18 protein-coding genes and 1 other RNA gene are annotated in these 23290 nt (G+C 33.3%); 17 read left to right on the top strand and 2 right to left on the bottom strand.

Annotated elements, in window-relative coordinates; translation table 11 throughout:
• The first annotated feature begins 2 nt into the window (after positions 1-2).
• From ACF91D_RS14910 to ACF91D_RS14875, 8 genes are all read left to right on the top strand, one after another.
• The gene (locus ACF91D_RS14910; RefSeq protein WP_039068307.1) at positions 3-521 is read left to right on the top strand and encodes an adenine phosphoribosyltransferase; all 519 of its coding nucleotides are present in this window, start codon (positions 3-5) and stop codon (positions 519-521) included.
• A gap of 459 nt (positions 522-980) precedes the next feature.
• On the top strand, positions 981-3170 hold the full coding sequence (locus ACF91D_RS14905) for a RelA/SpoT family protein (protein WP_039068306.1): 2190 nt from the start codon (positions 981-983) through the stop codon (positions 3168-3170).
• A 12-nt stretch (positions 3171-3182) separates the two neighbouring features.
• The gene (gene dtd / locus ACF91D_RS14900; protein ID WP_039068305.1) at positions 3183-3635 is read left to right on the top strand and encodes a D-aminoacyl-tRNA deacylase; all 453 of its coding nucleotides are present in this window, start codon (positions 3183-3185) and stop codon (positions 3633-3635) included.
• Positions 3632-4507, top strand: coding sequence for an N-acetylmuramoyl-L-alanine amidase family protein (locus tag ACF91D_RS14895; protein ID WP_039068304.1), 876 nt, complete (start codon positions 3632-3634; stop codon positions 4505-4507). Before dtd ends, ACF91D_RS14895 begins: the two co-directional genes overlap by 4 nt.
• 326 nt (positions 4508-4833) lie before the next feature.
• Complete coding sequence (gene hisS / locus ACF91D_RS14890) at positions 4834-6096, top strand: histidine--tRNA ligase (protein ID WP_327620571.1); 1263 nt, start codon at positions 4834-4836, stop codon at positions 6094-6096.
• A gap of 12 nt (positions 6097-6108) precedes the next feature.
• On the top strand, positions 6109-7875 hold the full coding sequence (gene aspS / locus ACF91D_RS14885) for an aspartate--tRNA ligase (protein WP_327620572.1): 1767 nt from the start codon (positions 6109-6111) through the stop codon (positions 7873-7875).
• A gap of 64 nt (positions 7876-7939) precedes the next feature.
• A non-coding RNA gene (ssrS, locus tag ACF91D_RS14880) (6S RNA) lies at positions 7940-8130 on the top strand.
• Positions 8131-8292: 162 nt separating this feature from the next.
• Complete coding sequence (locus ACF91D_RS14875) at positions 8293-9063, top strand: tRNA threonylcarbamoyladenosine dehydratase (protein ID WP_039068301.1); 771 nt, start codon at positions 8293-8295, stop codon at positions 9061-9063.
• Between the two features lie 102 nt (positions 9064-9165).
• Here ACF91D_RS14875 and ACF91D_RS14870 read toward each other — a convergent pair whose 3' ends face one another.
• On the bottom strand, positions 9166-10443 hold the full coding sequence (locus ACF91D_RS14870) for a replication-associated recombination protein A (RefSeq protein ID WP_039068300.1): 1278 nt from the start codon (positions 10441-10443) through the stop codon (positions 9166-9168).
• Between the two features lie 86 nt (positions 10444-10529).
• Here ACF91D_RS14870 and cymR point away from each other — a divergent pair, with 86 nt between their 5' ends.
• The 3 genes from cymR (at position 10530) to ACF91D_RS14855 (ending at position 11469) form a co-directional block, all read left to right on the top strand.
• Complete coding sequence (gene cymR / locus ACF91D_RS14865) at positions 10530-10949, top strand: cysteine metabolism transcriptional regulator CymR (RefSeq protein ID WP_017724657.1); 420 nt, start codon at positions 10530-10532, stop codon at positions 10947-10949.
• A 134-nt stretch (positions 10950-11083) separates the two neighbouring features.
• Entirely contained in the window at positions 11084-11266 is a 183-nt protein-coding gene (locus tag ACF91D_RS14860; protein ID WP_017724656.1) for a CsbD family protein, read from the top strand.
• A 35-nt stretch (positions 11267-11301) separates the two neighbouring features.
• Positions 11302-11469, top strand: a complete 168-nt coding sequence (locus ACF91D_RS14855) for a hypothetical protein (RefSeq protein ID WP_172643882.1) — start codon at positions 11302-11304, stop codon at positions 11467-11469.
• A 380-nt stretch (positions 11470-11849) separates the two neighbouring features.
• Here the strand turns inward: ACF91D_RS14855 and ACF91D_RS14850 are convergent, their stop codons facing one another.
• Entirely contained in the window at positions 11850-12848 is a 999-nt protein-coding gene (locus tag ACF91D_RS14850; protein ID WP_039068299.1) for an LLM class flavin-dependent oxidoreductase, read from the bottom strand.
• A gap of 288 nt (positions 12849-13136) precedes the next feature.
• Here ACF91D_RS14850 and sal point away from each other — a divergent pair, with 288 nt between their 5' ends.
• The 6 genes from sal to alaS all read left to right on the top strand — a co-directional run bounded on the left by sal (position 13137) and on the right by alaS (position 23258).
• The gene (sal, locus tag ACF91D_RS14845) at positions 13137-14768 is read left to right on the top strand and encodes a Sal family ABC-F type ribosomal protection protein (RefSeq protein ID WP_327620573.1); all 1632 of its coding nucleotides are present in this window, start codon (positions 13137-13139) and stop codon (positions 14766-14768) included.
• Between the two features lie 60 nt (positions 14769-14828).
• Complete coding sequence (locus ACF91D_RS14840) at positions 14829-15974, top strand: cysteine desulfurase family protein (protein WP_327620574.1); 1146 nt, start codon at positions 14829-14831, stop codon at positions 15972-15974.
• Positions 15975-17087 carry a tRNA 2-thiouridine(34) synthase MnmA gene (gene mnmA, locus ACF91D_RS14835; protein ID WP_327620575.1) on the top strand — a complete coding sequence of 371 codons (1113 nt, stop codon included), beginning with the start codon at positions 15975-15977 and terminating at the stop codon, positions 17085-17087. It abuts the gene before it with no gap.
• Between the two features lie 135 nt (positions 17088-17222).
• Entirely contained in the window at positions 17223-17888 is a 666-nt protein-coding gene (locus ACF91D_RS14830) for a tetratricopeptide repeat protein (RefSeq protein WP_327620576.1), read from the top strand.
• Between the two features lie 3 nt (positions 17889-17891).
• Positions 17892-20279 carry an SF1B family DNA helicase RecD2 gene (recD2, locus tag ACF91D_RS14825; RefSeq protein ID WP_039068295.1) on the top strand — a complete coding sequence of 796 codons (2388 nt, stop codon included), beginning with the start codon at positions 17892-17894 and terminating at the stop codon, positions 20277-20279.
• A gap of 348 nt (positions 20280-20627) precedes the next feature.
• Positions 20628-23258, top strand: a complete 2631-nt coding sequence (gene alaS, locus ACF91D_RS14820; RefSeq protein ID WP_069792179.1) for an alanine--tRNA ligase — start codon at positions 20628-20630, stop codon at positions 23256-23258.
• The last annotated feature ends 32 nt before the right edge of the window (positions 23259-23290 follow it).

Below are 23290 nucleotides of genomic sequence, written 5' to 3'. Positions count from 1 at the left end.
GCATGGATTTAAAACAATATGTGTCTGAGGTTGAAGATTGGCCCAAATCAGGCGTTAATTTTAAAGATATAACAACGATTATGGATAATGGTGAAGCATATGGTTATGCTACTGATCAGATCGTAGAATATGCTAAAGATAGAGATGTTGATATTATCGTTGGACCGGAAGCACGTGGTTTCATCATTGGATGTCCAGTGGCTTATTCAATGGGGATAGGTTTTGCACCAGTAAGAAAAGAAGGCAAATTACCAAGAGAAGTTATTCGCTATGAGTATGATTTAGAATATGGAACAAACGTACTTACTATGCATAAAGACGCGATTAAACCAGGGCAACGCGTATTAATCACAGATGACCTACTTGCGACAGGTGGAACAATAGAAGCGGCTATTAAACTTATAGAACAATTAGGTGGTATTGTGGTAGGTATTGCATTTATTATTGAACTTAAATATTTAAATGGAATCGAAAAAATTAGAGATTATGATGTTATGAGTTTAATTTCATATGATGAGTAATCAGTATAATTAAGCCAAAGGTTAGATATTACTAACGTTAGTTAAAATAAAAATGCATCTTCATTTTTACGAATGGAGGTGTATTTTTTTAATTTAATATAAGTGCACCAAACGAAAAGTGAGAAACAGTTCTGTGTCACTAGAATCAACTAAATTTGAGAATATTATTTCGAATGTATTAGCTATATAGGGTAAAATGGCATGAGTTACTAATGATTTTGAAAATAATATAGCTTAAATCCGTATATATAAGATAAAATAAAACCATATTTTACTATTAGTATGGCATACTCATTTATTTATTTATTAACATGTAGTATTATATAACTATTATACATAATTTGGCCGAATAACGTGAAAAAACGTTACAATCATAATTAAATGAAAATTAATTGAAGCTAACGAAATATAATACTGGGTATCTAATAGCGATTAATATTTAGTATAGGGGTGTCTTAAGTGAACAATGAATATCCATATAGTGCCGATGAAGTACTATCCAAAGCAAAATCATATTTATCTAAGGAAGAGTATGAATATGTGTTAAAGAGCTACCACATTGCCTATGAGGCACATGAAGGCCAATTTAGAAAAAATGGTTTGCCGTATATTATGCATCCAATTCAAGTTGCGGGTATTTTAACTGAAATGCATTTAGATGGCCCAACCATTGTTGCAGGTTTTTTACATGATGTTATAGAAGATACGCCTTATACATTTGATGATGTGAAGGGTATGTTTAATGAAGAAATTGCAGTTATTGTCGAGGGTGTAACTAAATTAAAAAAAGTGAAGTATCGATCAAAAGAAGAACAACAAGCAGAAAATCATAGAAAATTATTTATAGCGATAGCTAAAGATGTGCGAGTAATCTTAGTTAAATTAGCAGACCGCTTACATAACATGAGAACGTTGAAAGCAATGCCTAGAGAAAAGCAAATTCGAATTTCAAAAGAAACGCTTGAAATCTACGCACCTTTAGCACATAGACTAGGTATTAATACAATTAAATGGGAATTAGAAGATACAGCATTGAGATATACAGATTCTGTTCAATATTTCAGAATAGTAAATCTTATGAAGAAAAAACGTAGTGAGCGAGAAGAATATATTCAAAATGCTATTAATCAAATACAAAATGACTTGTCGAACATGCATATTGTTGGGGACATAAACGGGCGTCCAAAGCATATTTATAGTATTTATAGGAAAATGGTAAAACAGAAAAAACAATTCGATCAAATCTTTGATTTATTAGCAATTAGAATTATTGTCAATTCCATTAATGATTGCTACGCTGTGTTAGGTCTGGTTCATACACTATGGAAACCCATGCCAGGAAGATTTAAAGACTATATTGCCATGCCGAAACAAAATATGTACCAATCCTTACATACTACTGTAGTAGGGCCGAATGGTGATCCGCTTGAAATTCAAATTAGAACTTATGAAATGCACGAGATTGCAGAGCATGGTGTGGCAGCGCATTGGGCTTATAAAGAAGGTAAAAAGGTTACTGAAAAGTCTCAAAATTTTAATAAGAAATTAAATTGGATCAAAGAATTGGCAGAAACAGATAATACTACTTCTGATGCAGAAGAATTTATGGAAACTCTTAAATTTGATTTACAAAGTGATAAAGTTTATGCCTTTACGCCTGAAAGTGATGTCATTGAATTACCATACGGTGCAGTACCAATTGATTTTGCTTACGCTGTTCACAGTGAAGTAGGTAATAAAATGATTGGTTCAAAAGTAAATGGCAAAATTGAACCGATTGACTATGTGTTGCAAACAGGAGATATTGTTGAGATAAGAACAAGCAAGCACTCATATGGTCCTAGTCGTGATTGGTTGAAAATTGTAAAATCATCAAGTGCTAAGAGTAAAATTAGAAGTTTCTTCAAAAAACAAGACCGTTCTTCAAACATTGAAAAAGGTAAGTTTATGGTCGAGGCTGAAATTAAAGACCAAGGCTATAGAGTAGACGCAGTTTTAACAGATGAAAATATCGAAGTTGTTAACAATAAATACAATTTTGCTAATGAAGATGATTTATTTGCCGCAGTTGGTTTTGGTGGTGTGACAGCGTTGCAAATTGTCAATAAACTAACTGAAAAACAACGTATTTTAGACAAACAAAAAGCATTAAATGAAGCACAAGAGATTACTAAATCAGTACCTATTAAAGAAGATATAACCACGGATAGTGGTGTCTATGTTGAAGGTATTGAAAATGTTTTGATTAGACTATCAAAATGTTGTAATCCAATCCCTGGTGATGATATTGTAGGATATATCACAAAAGGCCATGGTATAAAAGTGCATCGTACAGATTGTCCAAATATCAAAAATGAAAATGAACGTTTGATTCATGTAGAATGGGTACGCTCTAAAGATTCGACCCAACGTTATCAAGTAGATTTAGAAGTTTCTGCGTATGACCGAAACGGTCTGCTAAATGAAGTGTTACAAGCGGTAAATTCAACACAAAGTAATTTAGTGAAAGTGTCTGGACGTTCTGATATCGATAAGAATGCAGTGATTAATATCAGTGTAATGGTTAAAAATGTGAATGAAGTATATCAAGTTGTAGATAAGATTAAACAACTTGGAGATGTATATACTGTAACAAGAGTTTGGAATTAGAGGTGTAACTAAATGAGGGTAGTAGTCCAGAGAGTCAAAGAAGCTTCAGTTTCAAATGATTCTATAGAAAACAAAATAAATAAAGGCTACTGTTTGCTTGTGGGTGTGGGTAAATCCTCAACAGAAGCAGATATAGCTACATTAGCCAAAAAAATCCTTAATGCAAGACTATTTGAGGATGAGGATGGAAAATTAAATTTAAACCTTCAACAAATTGGTGGAGAGATTTTATCGATTTCACAATTCACACTTTATGCAGATGTGAGAAAAGGTAATAGACCTGGGTTTACACAATCTATGCCTCCTGAACGCGCTAATGAATTATATGAAAAATTAAATGAAACACTCCGTTCTTATGGAATAAATGTGTTAACAGGTGAATTTGGAACTGATATGTTAGTTAATATTGCCAATGATGGGCCTGTAACAATTATTTATGAAAGTCAGGATGGCAAAATCATATGAAAAAAATCAATACTTGGCTAGAAAAAAATAAGCTTAAAAATTTCCCCGCGCTAATTGTCGTTGTAACATTTGTTGTCTTTATCATTATGATTATCTCTTTCTTAAATCATAATGATGAGGATAGTAGTAGTATCTATGTTATAGAAGATGCAGAACTAAGAACTGGTCCAAGTTCAGCTTATCCAGTTATTAGTAACATCGATAAAGGACAAAACTTCCAAAAAATAGGTAAGACAGGTAAGTGGTTAGAAGTAGAATCTGCTAACAAGAAAGAAAAAGGTTGGGTAGCAGGATGGCATACAAATTTAGATATTGAAGCAGATGCTAATCATAACGCCAAACCTTTAAAAGATAAAACGATAGTACTTGATCCTGGTCACGGTGGTAGTGATCAGGGGGCATCAAGTAATACAAATAAAAAAAGTATCGAAAAAGTATACACTTTAAAAACCGCTAAAGAGCTAAAATCACTTTTGGAAAAAGAAGGTGCTACGGTTAACATGACTCGTGAAACCGATAAATACGTTAGCTTGGATGAGCGGAATATAAAAGGTGATGCTTATATTAGTATACATAATGATTCACTAAAGTCATCTAAAGCAAATGGTAGTACAGTTTATTGGTTCAAAGATAATCAAAAAGCATTAGCTGAAACATTAAGTGCCAGTTTGCAAAAGAGAGCATTACTGACGAATAAAGGTGCTAGACAGGAAAATTTCCAAGTATTGAGACAGACTGACATTCCAGCCGTATTATTAGAATTAGGTTACATTAGTAATCCTACTGACGAAGATATGATTACGGATCAATTACACAGACATATACTTGAAAAAGCAGTTGTAGATGGCTTACGTGCATATTTTTCAGAATAAAAAGGTTGCATAATCTTCATAAACTGGTTATTATTAAGTATGAATTCTATATTAAAACCGATATGATTCTTGAATTTTCTTTACGAAATGGTAGCAAAATATGCGAAGAGACATAATTCATGGCTGAAAAATTATGCATAGTAGTTTAGAAAAATTGAACACAAGAACAGGTGCTTTGATAAAAGCCGTGTAGCGAGCGTTATTCGTATGAAGTGGATTATAAGTATAACATTTATAATCAATTAGGGTGGCAACACGGAAATTCGTCCCTTGTATGACTTATTAGTCATGCAAGGGTTTTTTTATTGCATAAAAGGAGAGATTCTATGATAAATATACCTAGAGGGACGCAAGATATTTTACCAGATGAAACAAAAAGATGGCGTTTTATTGAATCAAGATTAGATGAATTAATGGAAGTTTATAATTATCAAGAAATTCGTACACCAATTTTTGAAAGCACAGAATTATTTGCACGAGGTGTAGGTGATTCAACAGACGTCGTTCAAAAAGAAATGTACACTTTTAAAGATAAAGGTGACCGAAGTATTACTCTACGTCCAGAAGGCACGGCAGCTGTAGTGCGTTCTTATATTGAAAATAAGATGCAAGGTTTACCTAATCAACCGATTAAATTATATTATAACGGTCCGATGTTTAGATATGAACGTAAACAAAAAGGACGCTATCGCCAATTTACTCAATTTGGCGTTGAAGCGATTGGTGCTGAAGACCCAGGTATAGATGCTGAAGTGTTAGCAATGGCTATGCACATTTACCAATCATTTGGATTGAAACATTTAAAACTTGTAATTAACAGTATAGGTGATATTGAATCACGTCATGAATACAATGATGCACTAGTTAAACATTTTGAACCTGTAATTGACGATTTTTGTAATGACTGTAAAGCTCGTTTACACACAAATCCAATGAGAATATTAGATTGTAAGGTTGACAAAGATAAAGAAGCCGTTAAAACTGCTCCTAGAATTACTGAATTTTTAAATGAACAATCTAAAAAATATTATACTGATGTCAAACAACATTTGGATGACTTAGGTGTAGCTTATGTAGAAGACCCTAACTTAGTTCGAGGTTTAGATTATTATACACATACAGCATTCGAATTAATGATTGATAATCCAAATTATGATGGTGCGATCACAACGTTATGTGGCGGTGGACGCTATAACGGTTTACTTGAATTATTAGATGGACCAAGTCAAACAGGTATTGGATTCGCATTAAGTATAGAAAGGTTATTACTAGCATTAGATGAAGAGCAAATCGAACTTGATGTTAATCATGATTTTGATTTATTTATCGTAACTATGGGTGAAGAAGCGGATCGTTATGCAGTGAAATTACTTAATGATTTACGTAGAAATGGGATTAAAGCGGATAAAGATTATTTACAACGTAAGGTTAAAGGGCAAATGAAACAAGCCGATAGATTAAAAGCAAACTATACTATTGTTATCGGTGAGCAAGAATTAGAAAATAATAAAATAAATGTTAAAAATATGCTTTCAGGTGAAAGTGAAACTATTCGTTTAGATGAAATCATAAATTATTTTAAAAACTAAGGAGAAGATATCATGAGTAAGCGCACAACATACTGCGGTTTAGTAACTGAATCATTATTAGACCAAGAAGTAATATTAAAAGGTTGGGTCCACAACCGTAGAGATTTAGGTGGTCTCATTTTCGTTGATTTAAGAGACCGTGAAGGATATGTACAAGTCGTATTTAATCCTGATTTTTCTGAAGAGGCATTAAAAATAGCTGAAACAGTGAGATCTGAATATGTAGTTCAAGTTAAAGGTATCGTAAAAAAACGTGATCCTCAAACAGTGAACCCGAAAATTGCTACAGGTCAAGTAGAAGTACAAGTTTCAGAAATTGAAATTATAAACAAAGCAGAAACACCTCCATTTGCGTTGAATGAAGAAAATCAAAACGTGGATGAAAATATCAGATTAAAATATAGATATCTAGATTTAAGACGTCAAGAATTAGCACAAACATTTAAAATGAGACACCAAACTACACGTTCAATCAGACAATACTTAGATAAAGAAGGCTTTTTTGATATTGAAACGCCTGTATTAACTAAGTCAACACCTGAAGGGGCACGTGACTATCTGGTACCTTCACGTGTACATGACGGTGAATTTTATGCATTGCCTCAGTCACCTCAACTTTTTAAACAACTATTAATGATTGGCGGTTTCGATAAATATTATCAAATCGTAAAATGTTTCCGTGATGAAGACTTACGTGCCGATCGCCAGCCTGAATTTACACAAGTCGATATTGAAATGAGCTTTGTAGATCAAGAAGACGTTATGGAAATGGGAGAAGAAATGCTACAAAATGTAGTGAAATATGTAAAAGATGTTGAAATTCCAAGACCATTCCCTAGAATGACGTATGATGAAGCAATGCAACGTTTTGGTTCAGATAAACCAGATACTCGCTTTGATATGGAATTGATAGATGTATCAGAATTAGGAGAAATCATGGATTTCAAAGTGTTTAAAGATGCTGTGACTAATAATGGTCAAGTTAAAGCGATAGTTGCGAAAGGTGCGTCAGATCAATATACAAGAAAAGATATTGATGGTTTAACTGAATTTGTAAATATTTATGGTGCTAAAGGTTTAGCATGGGTGAAAGTCGTTGATGAAGGTGTGAACGGCCCAATTGCTAAATTCTTTGAAGCAGACCATGTTACTAAGCTACAAACATTAACTGAAGCGCAACCAGGTGACTTAGTATTGTTCGTAGCAGATAAACCAAGTGTTGTTGCACAGAGTTTAGGTGCGTTGCGTCTTAAGTTAGCTAGAGAATTAGATTTAATTGATGAATCTAAATTAAACTTCCTATGGGTAACAGATTGGCCTTTATTAGAATATGATGAAGACTTAAAACGTTATACTGCAGCTCATCACCCATTCACAGCACCAAAACAAGAAGATATCGCTAAATTAGATACTGAACCTGAAAATGCACAAGCTAACGCTTATGATATTGTATTAAATGGTTATGAATTAGGTGGCGGATCTATCAGAATTCATAATGATGATTTACAAACTAAAATGTTTGAAGTACTAGGCTTTACCGAGGAACAGACGCAAGAACAATTTGGATTCTTGCTAGATGCATTCAAATATGGTGCACCACCACATGGCGGTATCGCACTTGGTTTAGACCGTCTAGTAATGTTATTAACAGGTCGTACAAACTTACGTGATACAATTGCGTTTCCTAAAACGGCTTCAGCTACATGTTTATTAACAAATGCACCAAGTGAAGTTTCTGAAAGCCAATTAGAAGAATTATCATTACGAATTAGACATTAATTTTTGTTATAAGCTTTTATTCTTGCTAATTTCAAATATTGTGTTATTATTAATCCCATAAGATAGTCATCTGTAGTGTTCGTATGTTTGCTTTATATTTGGGCCTAACACACTTTGATCCGGGAGCCCAATGGGTTTTCTTGCAGCGCACACGCCTCATTAGGAGGACTTGCAAAACAAGAAACAGGGCACCCACCTGTTTTAAGCAGGCCGAATGATCAAGCATTTTATAACTACGGCACTTATGGACTCTATCGGTACGCAAGACTTCGGTCTTGCGTATTTTTTTGATATAAAATACAAAACTTGATATTTTTAATTAAATTGAAATAAAATAAATGTATTAAATTCAATAATAGAAACAGAATTTTAAACGAAAAACTATATTTAATCGCTTTTATTATTAAGGAGAATGGCATGAAACATCAATTTTCAAGAAATGAATTGGCTTATGGCCAAGAAGGTTTAGAATTATTAAAACAGAAAACTGTGGTGATTTTAGGTGTTGGAGGAGTTGGATCATTTGCTGCCGAAGCTCTAGCACGCACAAATATTGGACACATCATTTTAATAGATAAAGATGATGTAGATATCACTAATGTGAATCGTCAATTACATGCATTAACAACAACTGTTGGACAAAGTAAAGTTACTTTGATGGAAGAACGTATTAAATTGATTAACCCAGAATGCAAGGTAACTTCATTACATATGTTTTATACAGAAGAAACATATGAAGCGTTGTTCAATAATTATGATATTGATTACTTTGTTGATGCAAGTGATACCATCATGTATAAAGTGCATTTAATGAAAGAATGTTTGGAAAGAGGTATATCTGTTATTTCTAGTATGGGTGCCGCAAATAAAACAGATCCGACTCGATTTAAGATTGCTGATATTTCTGAAACATATATGGATCCAATGGCTAAAATCATTCGTCGTAAATTGAAAAAATTAGGTATATATAAAGGAATACCTGTCGTATTTTCAGATGAAAGCCCCATAGTTATAAGAGAGGATGTTAAAGATACTGTAGGTGATGCAAACGCACCAACCAGAAAGGGACAAATCCCACCATCTTCGAATGCATTTGTACCAAGTGTAGTTGGTTTGATTAGCGCCAGCTATGTCGTTAATGATATTTTAAAAGATATACCCGTATCGCGTATTAAAGATAAAATATAAAATTATAGCTAGTATTCTAGTTATCCAACACTTTATATTAAAAAACAGAGATTGAGATTATGACATCTCAATCTCTGTTTTTCTAGCTTAAATCCAGAATTTTTAATTTTTTTGTTGCGCTTGGGTAATATTTTCATAAACCGATTTGAATTGTTGCTCACTTTTAGAAGTTGTTTTCGGTTCATAATAAATTCTGTTTTTTAATTTATCAGGTAGATATTGTTGAGGAATAAATCCACTATCATAATTATGAGGATACTGATAACCGATAGCACGTCCTAGTTCTTTAGCGCCAGCGTAGTGTCCATCTTTTAAATGATCAGGAATTTGTCCTATATGACCTTTGCGTATATCAGAAAGAGCAGCATCAATAGCAGCGATACCTGAATTAGATTTAGGAGATAGGCAGAGTTCAATAACGGCCTGACTTAAGGGTATTCTAGCTTCAGGAAAGCCTAAGCGTTCAGCTGATTCGATAGCAGCTAATGTGCGTTGTCCCGCGCTAGGAGATGCGAGGCCAACATCCTCATAACTTATTACTAGCAACCGTCTAACGATTGTTGGTAAGTCGCCTGCTTCAATTAAGCGTGCTAAATAATGAAGTGCAGCATTTACATCACTACCGCGAATTGATTTTTGAAACGCACTCATCACATCATAATGCATGTCGCCATCTTTATCACTTACAAAAGCTCCTTTTTGCAAGCAATCCTTAGCGTCTTGTAAGGTAATGTGACGTTGGCCATCTGTAGTTTCGGAACTTAAGACTGCTAATTCTAAGGCGTTTAAAGCACTTCTCACATCACCTTGGCTTTGAGTAGTGAAATAGGACATTGCATCTTCGTCCACTATAGGATTATAACTTGCTAGGCCACGTTCTTCGTCATTTAAAGCTCTATCCAGTGAAGTTCTGACATCATCTTCATCTAGTGGATAAAGTTCAAATATTTGAGCTCTTGAGCGAATAGCAGGATTTATTGCGTGATATGGGTTTGAAGTTGTAGCTCCAATCAGCACAATTTTTCCATTTTCTAAATGTGGTAATAGGAAATCTTGCTTAGCTTTATCTAAACGATGGATTTCATCTAATAATAAAATAACTTGTCCAGACATTTTAGCTTCTTCAACTATAAGTTGCATATCTTTTTTTGTATTTGTAACTGCATTTAATTGACGGAATTTAAATTGAGTACTTCCTGATATAGCTTTAGCAATACTTGTTTTACCGATACCAGGTGGTCCATAAAAAATCATGGAGGATAATCTTTTTGTTTCTACCATCCTTCTTATAATACCTTTTGGACCTACTAAATGCTTTTGAGATATAATCTCATCAATATTACTTGGACGCATTCTTGAAGCTAGTGGTTCGTTTGACACAATGTTTCACACCTTTCTAATTCTATATTAACTTAAAAAGTGATAGAATGTTATTATATAGTATTCGAATTAAGTGAGGTAATATAATGAAAATTTCAACTAAAGGAAGATATGGGTTAACACTAATGATATCTCTTGCTAAAAAAGAAGGTCAAGGGTGTGTGTCTTTAAAATCTATTGCGGAAGAAAATAATTTGAGCGATTTGTATTTAGAGCAATTAGTCGGTCCATTGAGAAATGCCGGGTTAATTCGAAGTGTTCGTGGTGCAAAAGGTGGTTACCAGTTAAGAGTACCATCTGAAGAGATAACAGCGGGTGACATTATTCGTTTATTAGAAGGTCCAATCACATTCGTTGAAAGTATTGATTCAGAACCACCTGCTCAAAAACAACTTTGGATTAGAATGAGAGACGCAGTAAGAGATGTGCTAGATAATACATCATTAAAATATTTAGCAGAATATAAAGATACAAATAATTTAGATGGCTATATGTTCTATATCTAAATTATACCGAAATATAGTTTTGTATTGATGCTATAACAATTTTAAAAAATATTTATTAATCAATGTTTGAGATGTTTATTTATTAAAATTAGTGGTATGTACAATATATATACACCATCAAGGAGGTAAATTACATGGCAGACGAAAACAAAGTAGAACAAGCAAAAGGTAATGTGAAAGAAACATTAGGTAACGTTACTGATAACAAAGACTTAGAAAACGAAGGTAAAGAAGATAAAACTTCTGGTAAAGCTAAAGAATTTGTAGAAAATGCAAAAGATAAAGCTAATGATGTTATTGATAAATTTAAAAAATAATCTATAGTTAATGACTATTAAAGGAGAGATTTTAAATGGCTGAAAACTTTTTAGATAAAGCAAAAGAAACTGCAAAAAATGTATCAGATAAATTAAAAGATACAGATAATGAAAAAGCAAAACAAGCATCAGAACAAATCGATAAATTCACTGGCGGCAGTGATGATGATAAAAAAGATGACAAAAAAGACGATAAAAAATAATATTTGTGGAAACAAAATTATTTAAAAGAGGGTTAGGGCATAATATTGTCCTGCCCCTTTTTATTTGCAATTTAAACATTAATAATAATGCCTACTAACAGTGGATAAGGGCTAGGTTTAAGCTTTCCATTGTTTAGTAGGCATTAATTTTTATGATAAGTTGTGACGATTTGCGAAGCACAATAATATAGCGTGTGTCAATTTAACCTTAATAACCTAAATTTTATATTTTGAAATTTGACTAAGATGAATTTAAAAATATAAAAATTGATAAAGTAATTAAAACGTTAATGTTTATACTTCATATATTCATCCACTTAATTACTGTTTGGACGAATATTAAACATTGAATTGTGAAAAGTCTTGGCTTATTTAATAAATTATATCTCTTCGACAATTGTTTTTAGTTTTTTATAAGAATCTAACTGTGCGTCTTGATCATAAATATAACTAATCGCCATCAGTTCATCTATTTCACCGTGTTCTTTGATAAAGTCTTGAATTTTAGCTTTAACTGTCTCTTCAGACCCGATTAAGGATTGTTGCATTCTTTGTTTTGCAATTTCATATTCTGTAGGTGTTAAAAGCCCTTTTAAATCATCAGTTGGTGGTTGCACAGGTTGCATTCTACCTCTTGTGATACTTACCATAACTTGTGCTTGTGTTGTTGCTAAGTATTCAGCTTGCTTGTCTGTATCTGCAACGATAGCATTGAGACAAACAATAACATAAGGTTCACTTAATATATCAGATGGTTCAAAAAGTTCTTTATATATTTGAATCGCGTCTTTCATTTGTTGCGGTGCAAAATGGCCAGCAAAGACATAAGGTAGCCCCTTACGTGCGGCTAAATGCGCGGAATCAGTAGATGAACCAAGTATATAAAGTGGTACTTGCTTATTAACAGCTGGGTAGGCACGTACATATCCTTGCTGATTAGCTGGGCCAAAGTAAGTTGCAAGTTGTTCAACTTCTTCAGGGAATTCATAAACGCCGTTATGTTGATCTCTACGTAAGGCGCTAGCAGTCATCATGTCTGTTCCTGGCGCACGTCCTAATCCAAGGTCTACACGGTTTGGGAAAACAGTTTCCATTGTTCCAAATTGTTCTGCAACAACTAATGGTGCATGATTTGGTAACATAATACCACCAGAACCGACACGTATTTTTGAAGTGTGTTCTAGTGTGTGCTGAATTAATAATGCAGTTGCCGAACTAACTAGATTAGGAGCGTTGTGGTGTTCAGCTATCCAATAACGTTCGAATTCAAGTGCTTCTAAATCTTGCGCAAGTTTAACCATATCTTTGATTGCTGCTTGATCATCTTGACCTTCGCGGATTGGTACTAAGTTAAGCGCAGATAATTTTAAATTGTTCATTTTATATCGTAATCCTCCTTGAGCTTGTTAATACAAAGTAGTATAACAGGCGATTTAAAACTTGCGTAAGAAATTGCTCATTGTTATACTTATACAAAATTAAAACGTTAGGTGGCTTAATTAAGACAATGGATAAATCTCATAAGAAATATACAAACCAATTAAATATAAATAAAAGTTATGGGATATGACCCTGTCTAAATTACGTGAAAATACTTAAACAACCACATACAAAGTAATATATAACACGGTAAAGATATGTCATGTCCTAAAAGTGGAGGAATTGATATGTCTTTTTATTATGAACAAAAACCATTTGAACAGTATGGACGAATGCTGATTGATAAGGTGCTAATTGAGATAGAAGAAGGAGAACATATTGCATTTTTAGGAGATAATGGTGTTGGAAAATCAACACTCTTGCATGCGCTTAAGGATACCTATAAAGAAAGTGCTTATTTAATGGAACAAGATATGACTGATTATTATGAGATGACAGCAATGGATTTTATCCTATTTCTAAAACCACAATTAGCTCAATTGAAAAAAGAAATACGATATAATTATGAAAAAATAAGTGATTACGTTGCATTGGAAGGCTATGAATTTGAACAAGAAATCATTACGCAAGCAAAATTATTTGATTTAACGGAAATCGACTTAGATAAAAAGATTGCGTCGCTTAGCGGAGGACAGCAAACACGTGTAGCGATATTAAAAGCATTCTTATCAAAAAAATCGTTAATATTACTTGATGAACCTACTAATCATCTTGATATGACAATGCTAGATAATTTGATAACGAATATAAATAAATCTAAACAGACTATCGTTTTTGTGTCTCATCACAGAGGTTTCATCAATCAAACGGCATCACACATTTATCAAATAACGCGTAACGGAACGAGAAAATTTCAAGGTAATTATGATCATTATAAACAAGTTGTAGATTTGGCTCATCAATCACAAGTCAACGCTTATGAAAAACAACAAAAAGAAATCATAGCACTTGAAGCGACTATTAGACGAGTGAATGAATGGCACTCAGCTTCACAAAAATCAACTAGTGTGCGCGATCCAATACAACAAAAAAGATTAAGTAAATTAGCTCAAAAAGCTAAAGTAAAGGAATCACAACTAAAACAAAATATTAATGAAAAACAAATTGAAGCACCCGAAAATGATAATAGGGATTTTCATTTTAATGAGCAAACGCGTTTACGAAAGCGCAGCTTAATAAGATTTGAAAATGTTAGTATAACTATAAACCGACAGGAAATTTATAGGAATGCTAACTTTGAAATGAAAAATAAAGAAAATATACTTTTAACGGGTCCGAATGGTAGTGGCAAATCATTATTTATCGCAATGATTAAACAAGATATAAAACCGGATAAAGGTGATATATATATTACACCATCGCTTAAAATGGCTAGTTTTGATCAGCAAAATAACAACTTGAACTTTAACAGCAGTCCATTGGACATGGTGATGGCATTGGACAGTGTAACTCGTAGTGAAGCGCAAACGATTTTAGCTTCTTTTGATTTTAATAAGGAAAAAATTAATCAACCTATCGCATTTTTATCCATGGGTGAGAAAAGTAGATTACAGTTTGTATTATTATATTTCTCTAACCCACATCTACTTATTTTAGATGAACCAACCAATTATTTTGATATAGCTACACAAGATTTAATATTAAAAATGATTGAAAGTTTTCAAGGTCAAGTACTTATCGTTACACATGATCAGTATTTACAATCAAAAATCACTGCTACGCACTGGCATATTAATGATAAGCGATTGCAAAATATGTCATTGAATAGTAAACAACCATCAGATATTAAAAACACTATGAAATTATTAGAGGATTTTAAAGATATTGATGAAAATGGTCATTTTGAAACAGACAACTAGAAAAATTAATTATATGGTGCTATCATTGGAACATTGATAAAAATTTAAGGAGTGTCAAGCATGGAAGTATACGCAGATTATGCTGCTACAACACCAGTTAAGCAAGAAGTAATTGATAAAATGATGGATATTTATTCTGTTCATTATGGTAATCCGTCTTCCATTCACAGTATAGGAAGAGATGCACGAAAGTATTTAGATGAAGCACGTCGTACAATTGCATCTTCTTTTAACGCAAAACCAAGTGAAGTGATTTTTACAAGCGGTGCGACAGAATCTAATAACACTGCTATTAAAGGGATGGCTTATGACCAGATGCACAGAGGAAAACATATTATCACTTCCAAAATTGAGCACCATTCTGTACTCCATGTATTTGAGCAACTAGAAAAAGAAGGTTTTGAAGTCACATATTTAGATGTTGATAAACAAGGTATAATAAACCTTCAGCAATTAGAAAATGCTATTACAGAACAGACGATTTTAGTTTCAATCATGTTTGTTAATAATGAAGTAGGTACTGTCGAACCAATGTACGATATTGAAGAAATTATTGGTAAATCCAATGCACTGTTTCATGTTGATGCAGTACAAGCGATTGGTCATTTAGAAATAGATTTTCATGAATTTGATATTGATGCTATGAGCATTACTGCACATAAATTTGGTGGTCCTAAAGGCGTCGGCATACTACTATTAAAAGAAGGTACTTCATTAAAATATCAACAATTAGGTGGAGAACAAGAGGCTAAACGTAGAGCTGGTACTGAAAATTTACCGCAAATTGTTGGATTAGCTGAAGCTGTTACGCTTGCAAACCAATATAGAGACGAAAACAATGTACATTTAATGAATCTTAAAAATTTATTCTTAGTTTCATTACAAGAACGCTCAATCCCATTTGAATTAAATGGTTCTATGACAGATTCAACTGGTCACATTGTAAATTTATATTTACCATTTATAGATGTAGAAACAATGCTGGCTTTATTAGATTTATCCAATATATATGTTTCATCAGGTTCAGCTTGTACTGCAGGGACTACAACACCATCACATGTATTACAAGCAATGTATGATGAAGAAGATAATCGAGCAAAACATTCTGTAAGATTTAGTTTTAACGAACAAACAACTGAACAAGAAATAAAATATATAGCTACAGAAATTCATAAAATTTATCATAAATTTAAGGAGGACGTGTAAGTGTCAAATAAAGATACACGAGTTGTTGTTGGGATGTCTGGTGGCGTAGATAGTTCCGTTACAGCACATTTGTTAAAAGAACAAGGTTATGATGTCATAGGTATATTCATGAAAAATTGGGATGATACTGATGAAAATGGCGTATGTACAGCTACTGAAGATTATAATGATGTCATCGCAGTATGCAATCAATTAGATATTCCATACTATGCAGTGAATTTTGAGAAAGAATACTGGGATAAAGTATTTACGTATTTCCTAGATGAATATAAAAAAGGACGTACCCCAAACCCTGATGTAATGTGTAATAAAGAGATTAAATTCAAAGCATTTTTAGAACACGCATTAAAACTCGGTGCTGACTATGTTGCCACAGGTCATTATGCACGTGTGCGTCGTCATGAGGATGGCCACGTTGAAATGTTAAGAGGCGTGGATAACAATAAAGATCAAACTTATTTTTTAAATCAATTATCACAAGATCAATTATCTCGTGTAATGTTCCCAATAGGTGATATCGATAAAAAAGAAGTACGTCGTATTGCTGAAGAACAAAATTTAGCAACTGCTAAAAAGAAAGATTCAACAGGTATTTGTTTTATTGGAGAACGTAATTTCAAAGAATTTCTTTCACAATATTTACCAGCACAATCTGGAGAAATGCGAACACTACAAGGTGAAAAAATCGGTATGCATGCTGGATTAATGTATTATACAATCGGACAACGTCATGGCCTAGGTATTGGTGGAGACGGTGATCCATGGTTTGTAGTTGGTAAAAACTTAAATGACAACGTATTATATGTTGAACAAGGTTTCCACCATGAAGCATTGTACAGTGACTACTTGATTGCATCAGATATCTCATTTGTAAATGATATTGACTTGGAAAATGGATTTGAATGTACTGCAAAATTCAGATACCGCCAAAAAGATACTAAAGTATTTGTGCAAAAAGAGAGTGATAACGCAATTCGAGTAGTATTCGATGAACCTGTTCGTGCGATTACTCCTGGTCAATCTGTTGTGCTATATGATGGGAATGTCTGTCTTGGTGGTGCTACAATTGATGATGTTTTCAAAGAATCTGGACAATTAAGTTACGTTTTATAAACCAAAAGATGAAGTATTATTTAGAAATCGTTAGTAGACTATATAATATAGTATCTAGCGATTTCTTTTTTTAAAATTAATATTTCAAAAAAATGAGTAAATGTTATAATTAATAGTCAGAAAAGAGGGTTAAAGTTGAATCAAGAGCAAATATATAAATTAATTAAACAGGGTAACTTTGAAGAAGCACTTAAAGCATTATTTGAAAATATAGAAGCTAGTCCAAAAGAAGTTGAAAATTACATAAATGCCGGAATATTATTGGCTGAAGCGGGAGAAGTAGAAAAAGCTGAAAAATTCTTTCAAAGAGCAATCACTTTAGATCCGGAAAACGGTGCAATTTATTATAATTTAGGTAATGTATATTACAATGAAGGTCGTTTTAATGAAGCGATAAAATTATACCAACAAGCGCTGAAATTTAACGTTGATAAAGTTGATACAAATTACATGATTGGAATGTCTTTCAATCAACTAGAAGCATTTAACGAAGCTTTACCATTCCTAATGACTGCAGCGGAACAAGATGACCGTGATGATGCTGAGGTACAATTCCAATACGGGCTTGTGTTATGTCATTTAGAAATGTTTGAACCAGCTATTGACCAGCTAAACCGAGTATTAACAATCGATAAAAAACATGCAGATGCGCTTTATAATCTAGGTTTAGCGACTTATATGCAAACGGAGAATACTGACGAAGCTATTCGTCACTTTGAAGCGGCTGTCGATGCTAATCCAGATCATGTCATGAGCCATCATGCTATTAAAACTTTTAAATCTATCGCAGAGGAGGAATAACTTATGGAAAACCCTACACTATTTAATAATTCAATGATTAAAGGGACCGTTGATGCGATTTTGTTTCAAAACAAAGAAAATTTTTATACGGTTTTAAAAGTTGATACAATTGAATCCAACGAGACATTCGATTCAATGCCTACAATTGTAGGGTTTTTTCCAGATATTGCAGAAGGTGACGTTTATACATTTAAAGGGCAAGTAGTTACACATGCGAAATATGGTAAACAATTAAAAGCTGAAACTTTTGAAAAAGAGTTACCACAAACCAAAGAAGCGATTATAAGTTATTTATCAAGTGATCTTTTTAAAGGAATAGGTAAAAAAACGGCTCAAAGTATAGTAAATAAATTAGGTGAGAATGCGATTAGTGACATTTTAAATGATCCAAGTATATTGGAAAAAGTACCTAGTTTACCTAAAAAGAAACAAAAACAAATCGCTGAACAAATCGCAAGTAATCAAGAAACAGAACAAATTATTATTCGACTTCATGATTTGGGTTTTGGGCCAAAGTTAGCAATGGCTATATACCAAGCATATTTAGGCGAAACGCTCAACGTAGTTGAAAACAAGCCTTATCAACTTGTATATGACGTCAAAGGTATCGGTTTTAATAAGGCGGACATATTAGCGCGTAATGTCGGCATTCAATTTAACGATGCAGAACGTCTTAAAGCAGGGTTGCTTTATGTCTTAGAAGAAGAATGCATAAAACAGGGTCATACTTATTTACCAACTAATAATGTACTAGAGATGACACAAGATATGTTGTCACAACCACCAGGCGAGTTAATAGAAATACAACAATTAGAACAAGTGTTACAGGATTTAGTCAATGACACTAAATTAATCCAACAAGAAAATGAAGTTGCGATTCCAAGTCTATACTATTCAGAACTGAAAAGCGTTCAAAATTTATACCGTAATTTTAGTTATACAAATAAACTTAAAGAAATTGAACAATCTGATTTGCTACTTGAAATCGGAGAAATTGAGGAACGAAATAAAGTAACATATGCAGATTCTCAAAGAGAAGCCTTGCAAACAGCTATTAATTCTAAAATCATGTTGCTAACCGGTGGACCAGGCACAGGAAAAACTACTGTCATTAAAGGAATTGTTGAACTGTATGCAGAGTTGCATGGTTTGTCATTAGATTATGATGATTATCAAAATGATGATTATCCAGTAGTCCTAGGTGCGCCAACTGGCCGAGCATCAAAACGTTTGTCAGAGTCAACTGGATTGGAAGCTATGACGATACATCGTCTAATAGGTTGGAATCAAGATACACAACCGGAAGATATTTTGGATAATGAGATTTCTGCAAAACTTATTATTATAGATGAAATGTCCATGGTTGATACATGGTTATTCCATCAGTTTTTGAGTGCTGTACCTATCGATGCGCAAGTTATACTAGTCGGGGATGAAGATCAACTGCCATCTGTCGGACCAGGTCAAGTATTTAAGGATTTAATTGATTCGAAAGTGATTCCTCGTGTGAATTTAACTGAAGTTTACCGCCAACAAGATGGTTCAAGTATTATTGAATTAGCGCATAGGATGAAACTAGGAGAAGCAATTGATATTACACAAAGATTTCATGATCGTAATTTTATAAACTGTACAACAGAACAGATACCCTCTGTTGTCGAAAAAGTAGTATCAAGTGCAGTGAATAAAGGTTATGATATGAGTGATATTCAAGTATTAGCTCCGATGTATAAAGGGTCTGCAGGTATTAAGAAACTAAATACAATATTGCAAGATATCTTGAACCCTAAAGAACAGGATACTCGAGAAATTGAGTTTGGTGATATTGTTTTTAGAAAAGGTGATAAGGTATTACAACTTGTTAACCGACCAAGCGATAATATATTTAACGGTGATATTGGGGTTATTGTAGGCATCTTCTGGGCTAAAGAAAATGCATTAAACAAAGATGTTTTGGTGGTTGATTTTGAAGGTAACGAGATTACATTTGTTCGCCAAGACTTAATGGAATTAACGCATGCTTATTGTACATCAATCCATAAGTCACAAGGTTCAGAATTTCCAATCGTTATTATGCCGATGGTTAAACAGTACTTTAGAATGCTACAAAAACCCATATTATATACTGGTTTAACACGTGCCAAACAGTCACTTGTGTTCTTAGGAGATCCACAAGCATTTGATATTGGTCTCAAGACTCATGGCCAAGTGAGAATGACACAATTGTGTACTTTTCTTAAAATGTACTTTAATAATGATGAAGAAACTGAAAGTGATGATGTCAGTAATTCTTTTGATGCTGATATTATTTTATCTGAAGAAAATATATTTAAGATAAATCCAATGATTAATATGGGAGAGTTTTCCCCATATGACTTCGTTGAAGATTGACATTGTCGTTGAAAATAAATACAATATAAATAACTTCGCATGAAGATAAGTAAACTATGTTTTATCCCAAGAGATGTACTGGTTGGTGAAAAGTACAATGAATATAGTTGAAAGCTACTTTGTGTCAGTAAGCATAATAACTAATTGAGTGATAAGTGTATGTTAGTAAATTTGTTAAGACTGTTGAATTACATAATTTTAACAATGACGTCTATAAAGATTTACTGATGCTTATAACTAGGGTGGTACCGCGAAACGTTCGTCCCTTTTATGAGGATGGGCGTTTTTTATTTTCATTTTTTATGAATTACTGTTATAACTTGAGTTGAGATGGAGGGAATTTAAGGTATGAAAAACTTAAAAGCAAGTGAAATTAGACAAAATTTTATCGATTATTTTGTAGAACAAGGTCATATGGTTGAACCATCAGCACCATTAGTTCCAATTGATGATGATTCTTTACTATGGATTAATTCTGGTGTAGCAACGTTAAAAAAATATTTTGATGGTAGGGAAACGCCAAGAAAACCACGTATTGTGAATTCACAAAAAGCAATTAGAACAAATGACATTGAAAATGTAGGGTTTACTGCACGTCATCATACATTTTTTGAAATGTTAGGTAATTTCTCAATTGGTAATTATTTTAAAAAAGAAGCAATTGAATTTGCATGGGAATTTTTAACTAGTGAGAAATGGATGGCAATGGACCCTAAATTGTTATATGTGACTGTACATCCAGAAGATATTGAAGCGTATCGTATATGGAATGAAGACATTGGCTTAGAGGAAAGTAGAATTATTAGAATTGAAGGAAATTTCTGGGACATTGGTGAAGGCCCTTCAGGTCCTAATACAGAAATTTTCTATGATCGTGGAGATAGTTATGGTAAAGATGATCCAGCTGAAGAAATGTATCCAGGTGGAGAGAATGAGCGTTTCCTTGAAGTGTGGAATTTAGTGTTTAGTGAATTTAACCATAATAAAGACCACACATATACACCACTCCCAAATAAAAACATTGATACGGGTATGGGATTAGAAAGAATGGCATCATTAGCTCAAAATGTACGTACAAATTATGAAACAGATTTATTTATGCCAATAATCCGTGAAGTAGAAACGTTATCAGGGAAAAAATATTTAGAAAAAGATGCATACGATGTGGCATTTAAAGTTATATCAGATCATATTCGTACGATTGCATTTGCAATCGCTGACGGTGCATTACCAGCTAACGAGGGTCGTGGTTATGTATTACGTCGCTTGTTACGTCGTGCTGTAAGATTTAGCCAATCTTTAGATATCAATGAACCATTTATGTATCAATTAGTTGATATAGTTGCTGATATTATGGAACCATATTATCCAAATGTAAAAGAAAAGTCTGGCTTTATTAAACGTGTAATTAAATCTGAAGAAGAACGTTTCCACGAAACATTGGAAGAAGGGCTTGCTATTTTAAATAATCTTGTGGCTCAAGCAAAAGAACAATCTAATGAAATTAGTGGTAAAGATGCTTTTAAACTTTATGATACTTACGGGTTCCCTGTAGAACTAACTGAAGAGATTGCAACACAAGAAAATTTAACAGTAGATATGGCCACATTTGAGTCTGAAATGCAGCAACAAAGAGATAGAGCTAGACAAGCAAGACAAAATTCACAATCAATGCAAGTGCAAAGTGAAGTATTGAAGAAAATTACGACTGAAAGTAAGTTTGTTGGTTATGATGTAATGGACAGAGCTACTACAATAACTGATATCATTTATAATGGCGAATTAGTTGATACTGCAGAAGCTGGTGAGATCGTTTACTTCATCCTTAAAGAGACGCCATTTTATGCAGTAAGTGGTGGTCAAGTTGCCGATCAAGGTAAAGTAAGTAATGAAAACTTTGAAATTGCAGTAACTGAAGTTACAAAAGCACCTAATGGTCAAAACTTACACAAAGGTGAGATTCAATTTGGTACAGTAAAAACAAATGCAGAAGTGTCCGCAAGCGTTAACCATAAAGACCGTAGTGCAATTAAGAAAAATCACAGTGCAACACATTTATTACATGCAGCCTTAAAAGAAGTATTAGGCGAACACGTTAATCAAGCTGGTTCATTGGTTGAAGCAGAGCGTTTAAGATTTGATTTTTCACATTTTGGTCCAATGACTCAAGAAGAAATTGATCAAGTGGAACGCAGAGTTAATGAAGAAATATGGAACAGCATTGAAGTTAATATCCAAGAAATGCCTATTGAAGAAGCTAAACAAATTGGTGCAATGGCATTATTTGGTGAGAAATACGGTGATGTAGTTAGAGTAGTAAATATGGCGCCGTTCTCAATTGAGTTATGTGGCGGTATTCATGTTAATAATACATCTGAAATCGGTCTATTTAAAATCGTGAGTGAATCTGGTACTGGTGCTGGAGTTAGACGAATAGAAGCTTTAACTGGTAAATCAGCTTTTCTATATTTAGAAACAATACAAACGCAATTTAATGCTGTTAAAACTCAAGTAAAAGTAAAAACAGATGACCAAGTATTAGATAAAGTAATACAAATGCAAACAGAAGAAAAAGAATTAGTGAAACAACTAGAACAAAAAAATAAAGAAGTTACTTCACTGAAAATGGGAGACATTACAAACCAAGTTGAAGAAATTAACGGTTTGAAATTCCTTGCTACCGAAGTTGAAGTGCCAAACGCTAAGGCTATACGTGAAACGATGGATGATTTCAAATCAAAATTACAAGATACAGTGATTGTATTAATTAGTAATGTAGATGGTAAAGTATCTTTAGTAGCGACTGTGCCCAAAACACTTACTGATAAAGTAAAAGCTGGTGACATTATAAAAAATATGGCGCCAATTGTTGGAGGTAAAGGTGGCGGTCGCCCTGACATGGCTCAAGGTGGCGGTACTCAGCCAGAAAACATAACAGAAGCATTACGATTTATTAAAGATTACATTAAATCCCTATAACTTCAAGTCATTCTCATGTAGAATGTGAATTA

The sequence above is a fragment of the Staphylococcus sp. 231237_7MaSpsaltlick genome, from assembly GCF_043107035.1.
The sequence above is the reverse complement of the archived record's forward strand: the minus strand, read 5'-3'. Positions and strand labels throughout refer to the sequence as shown.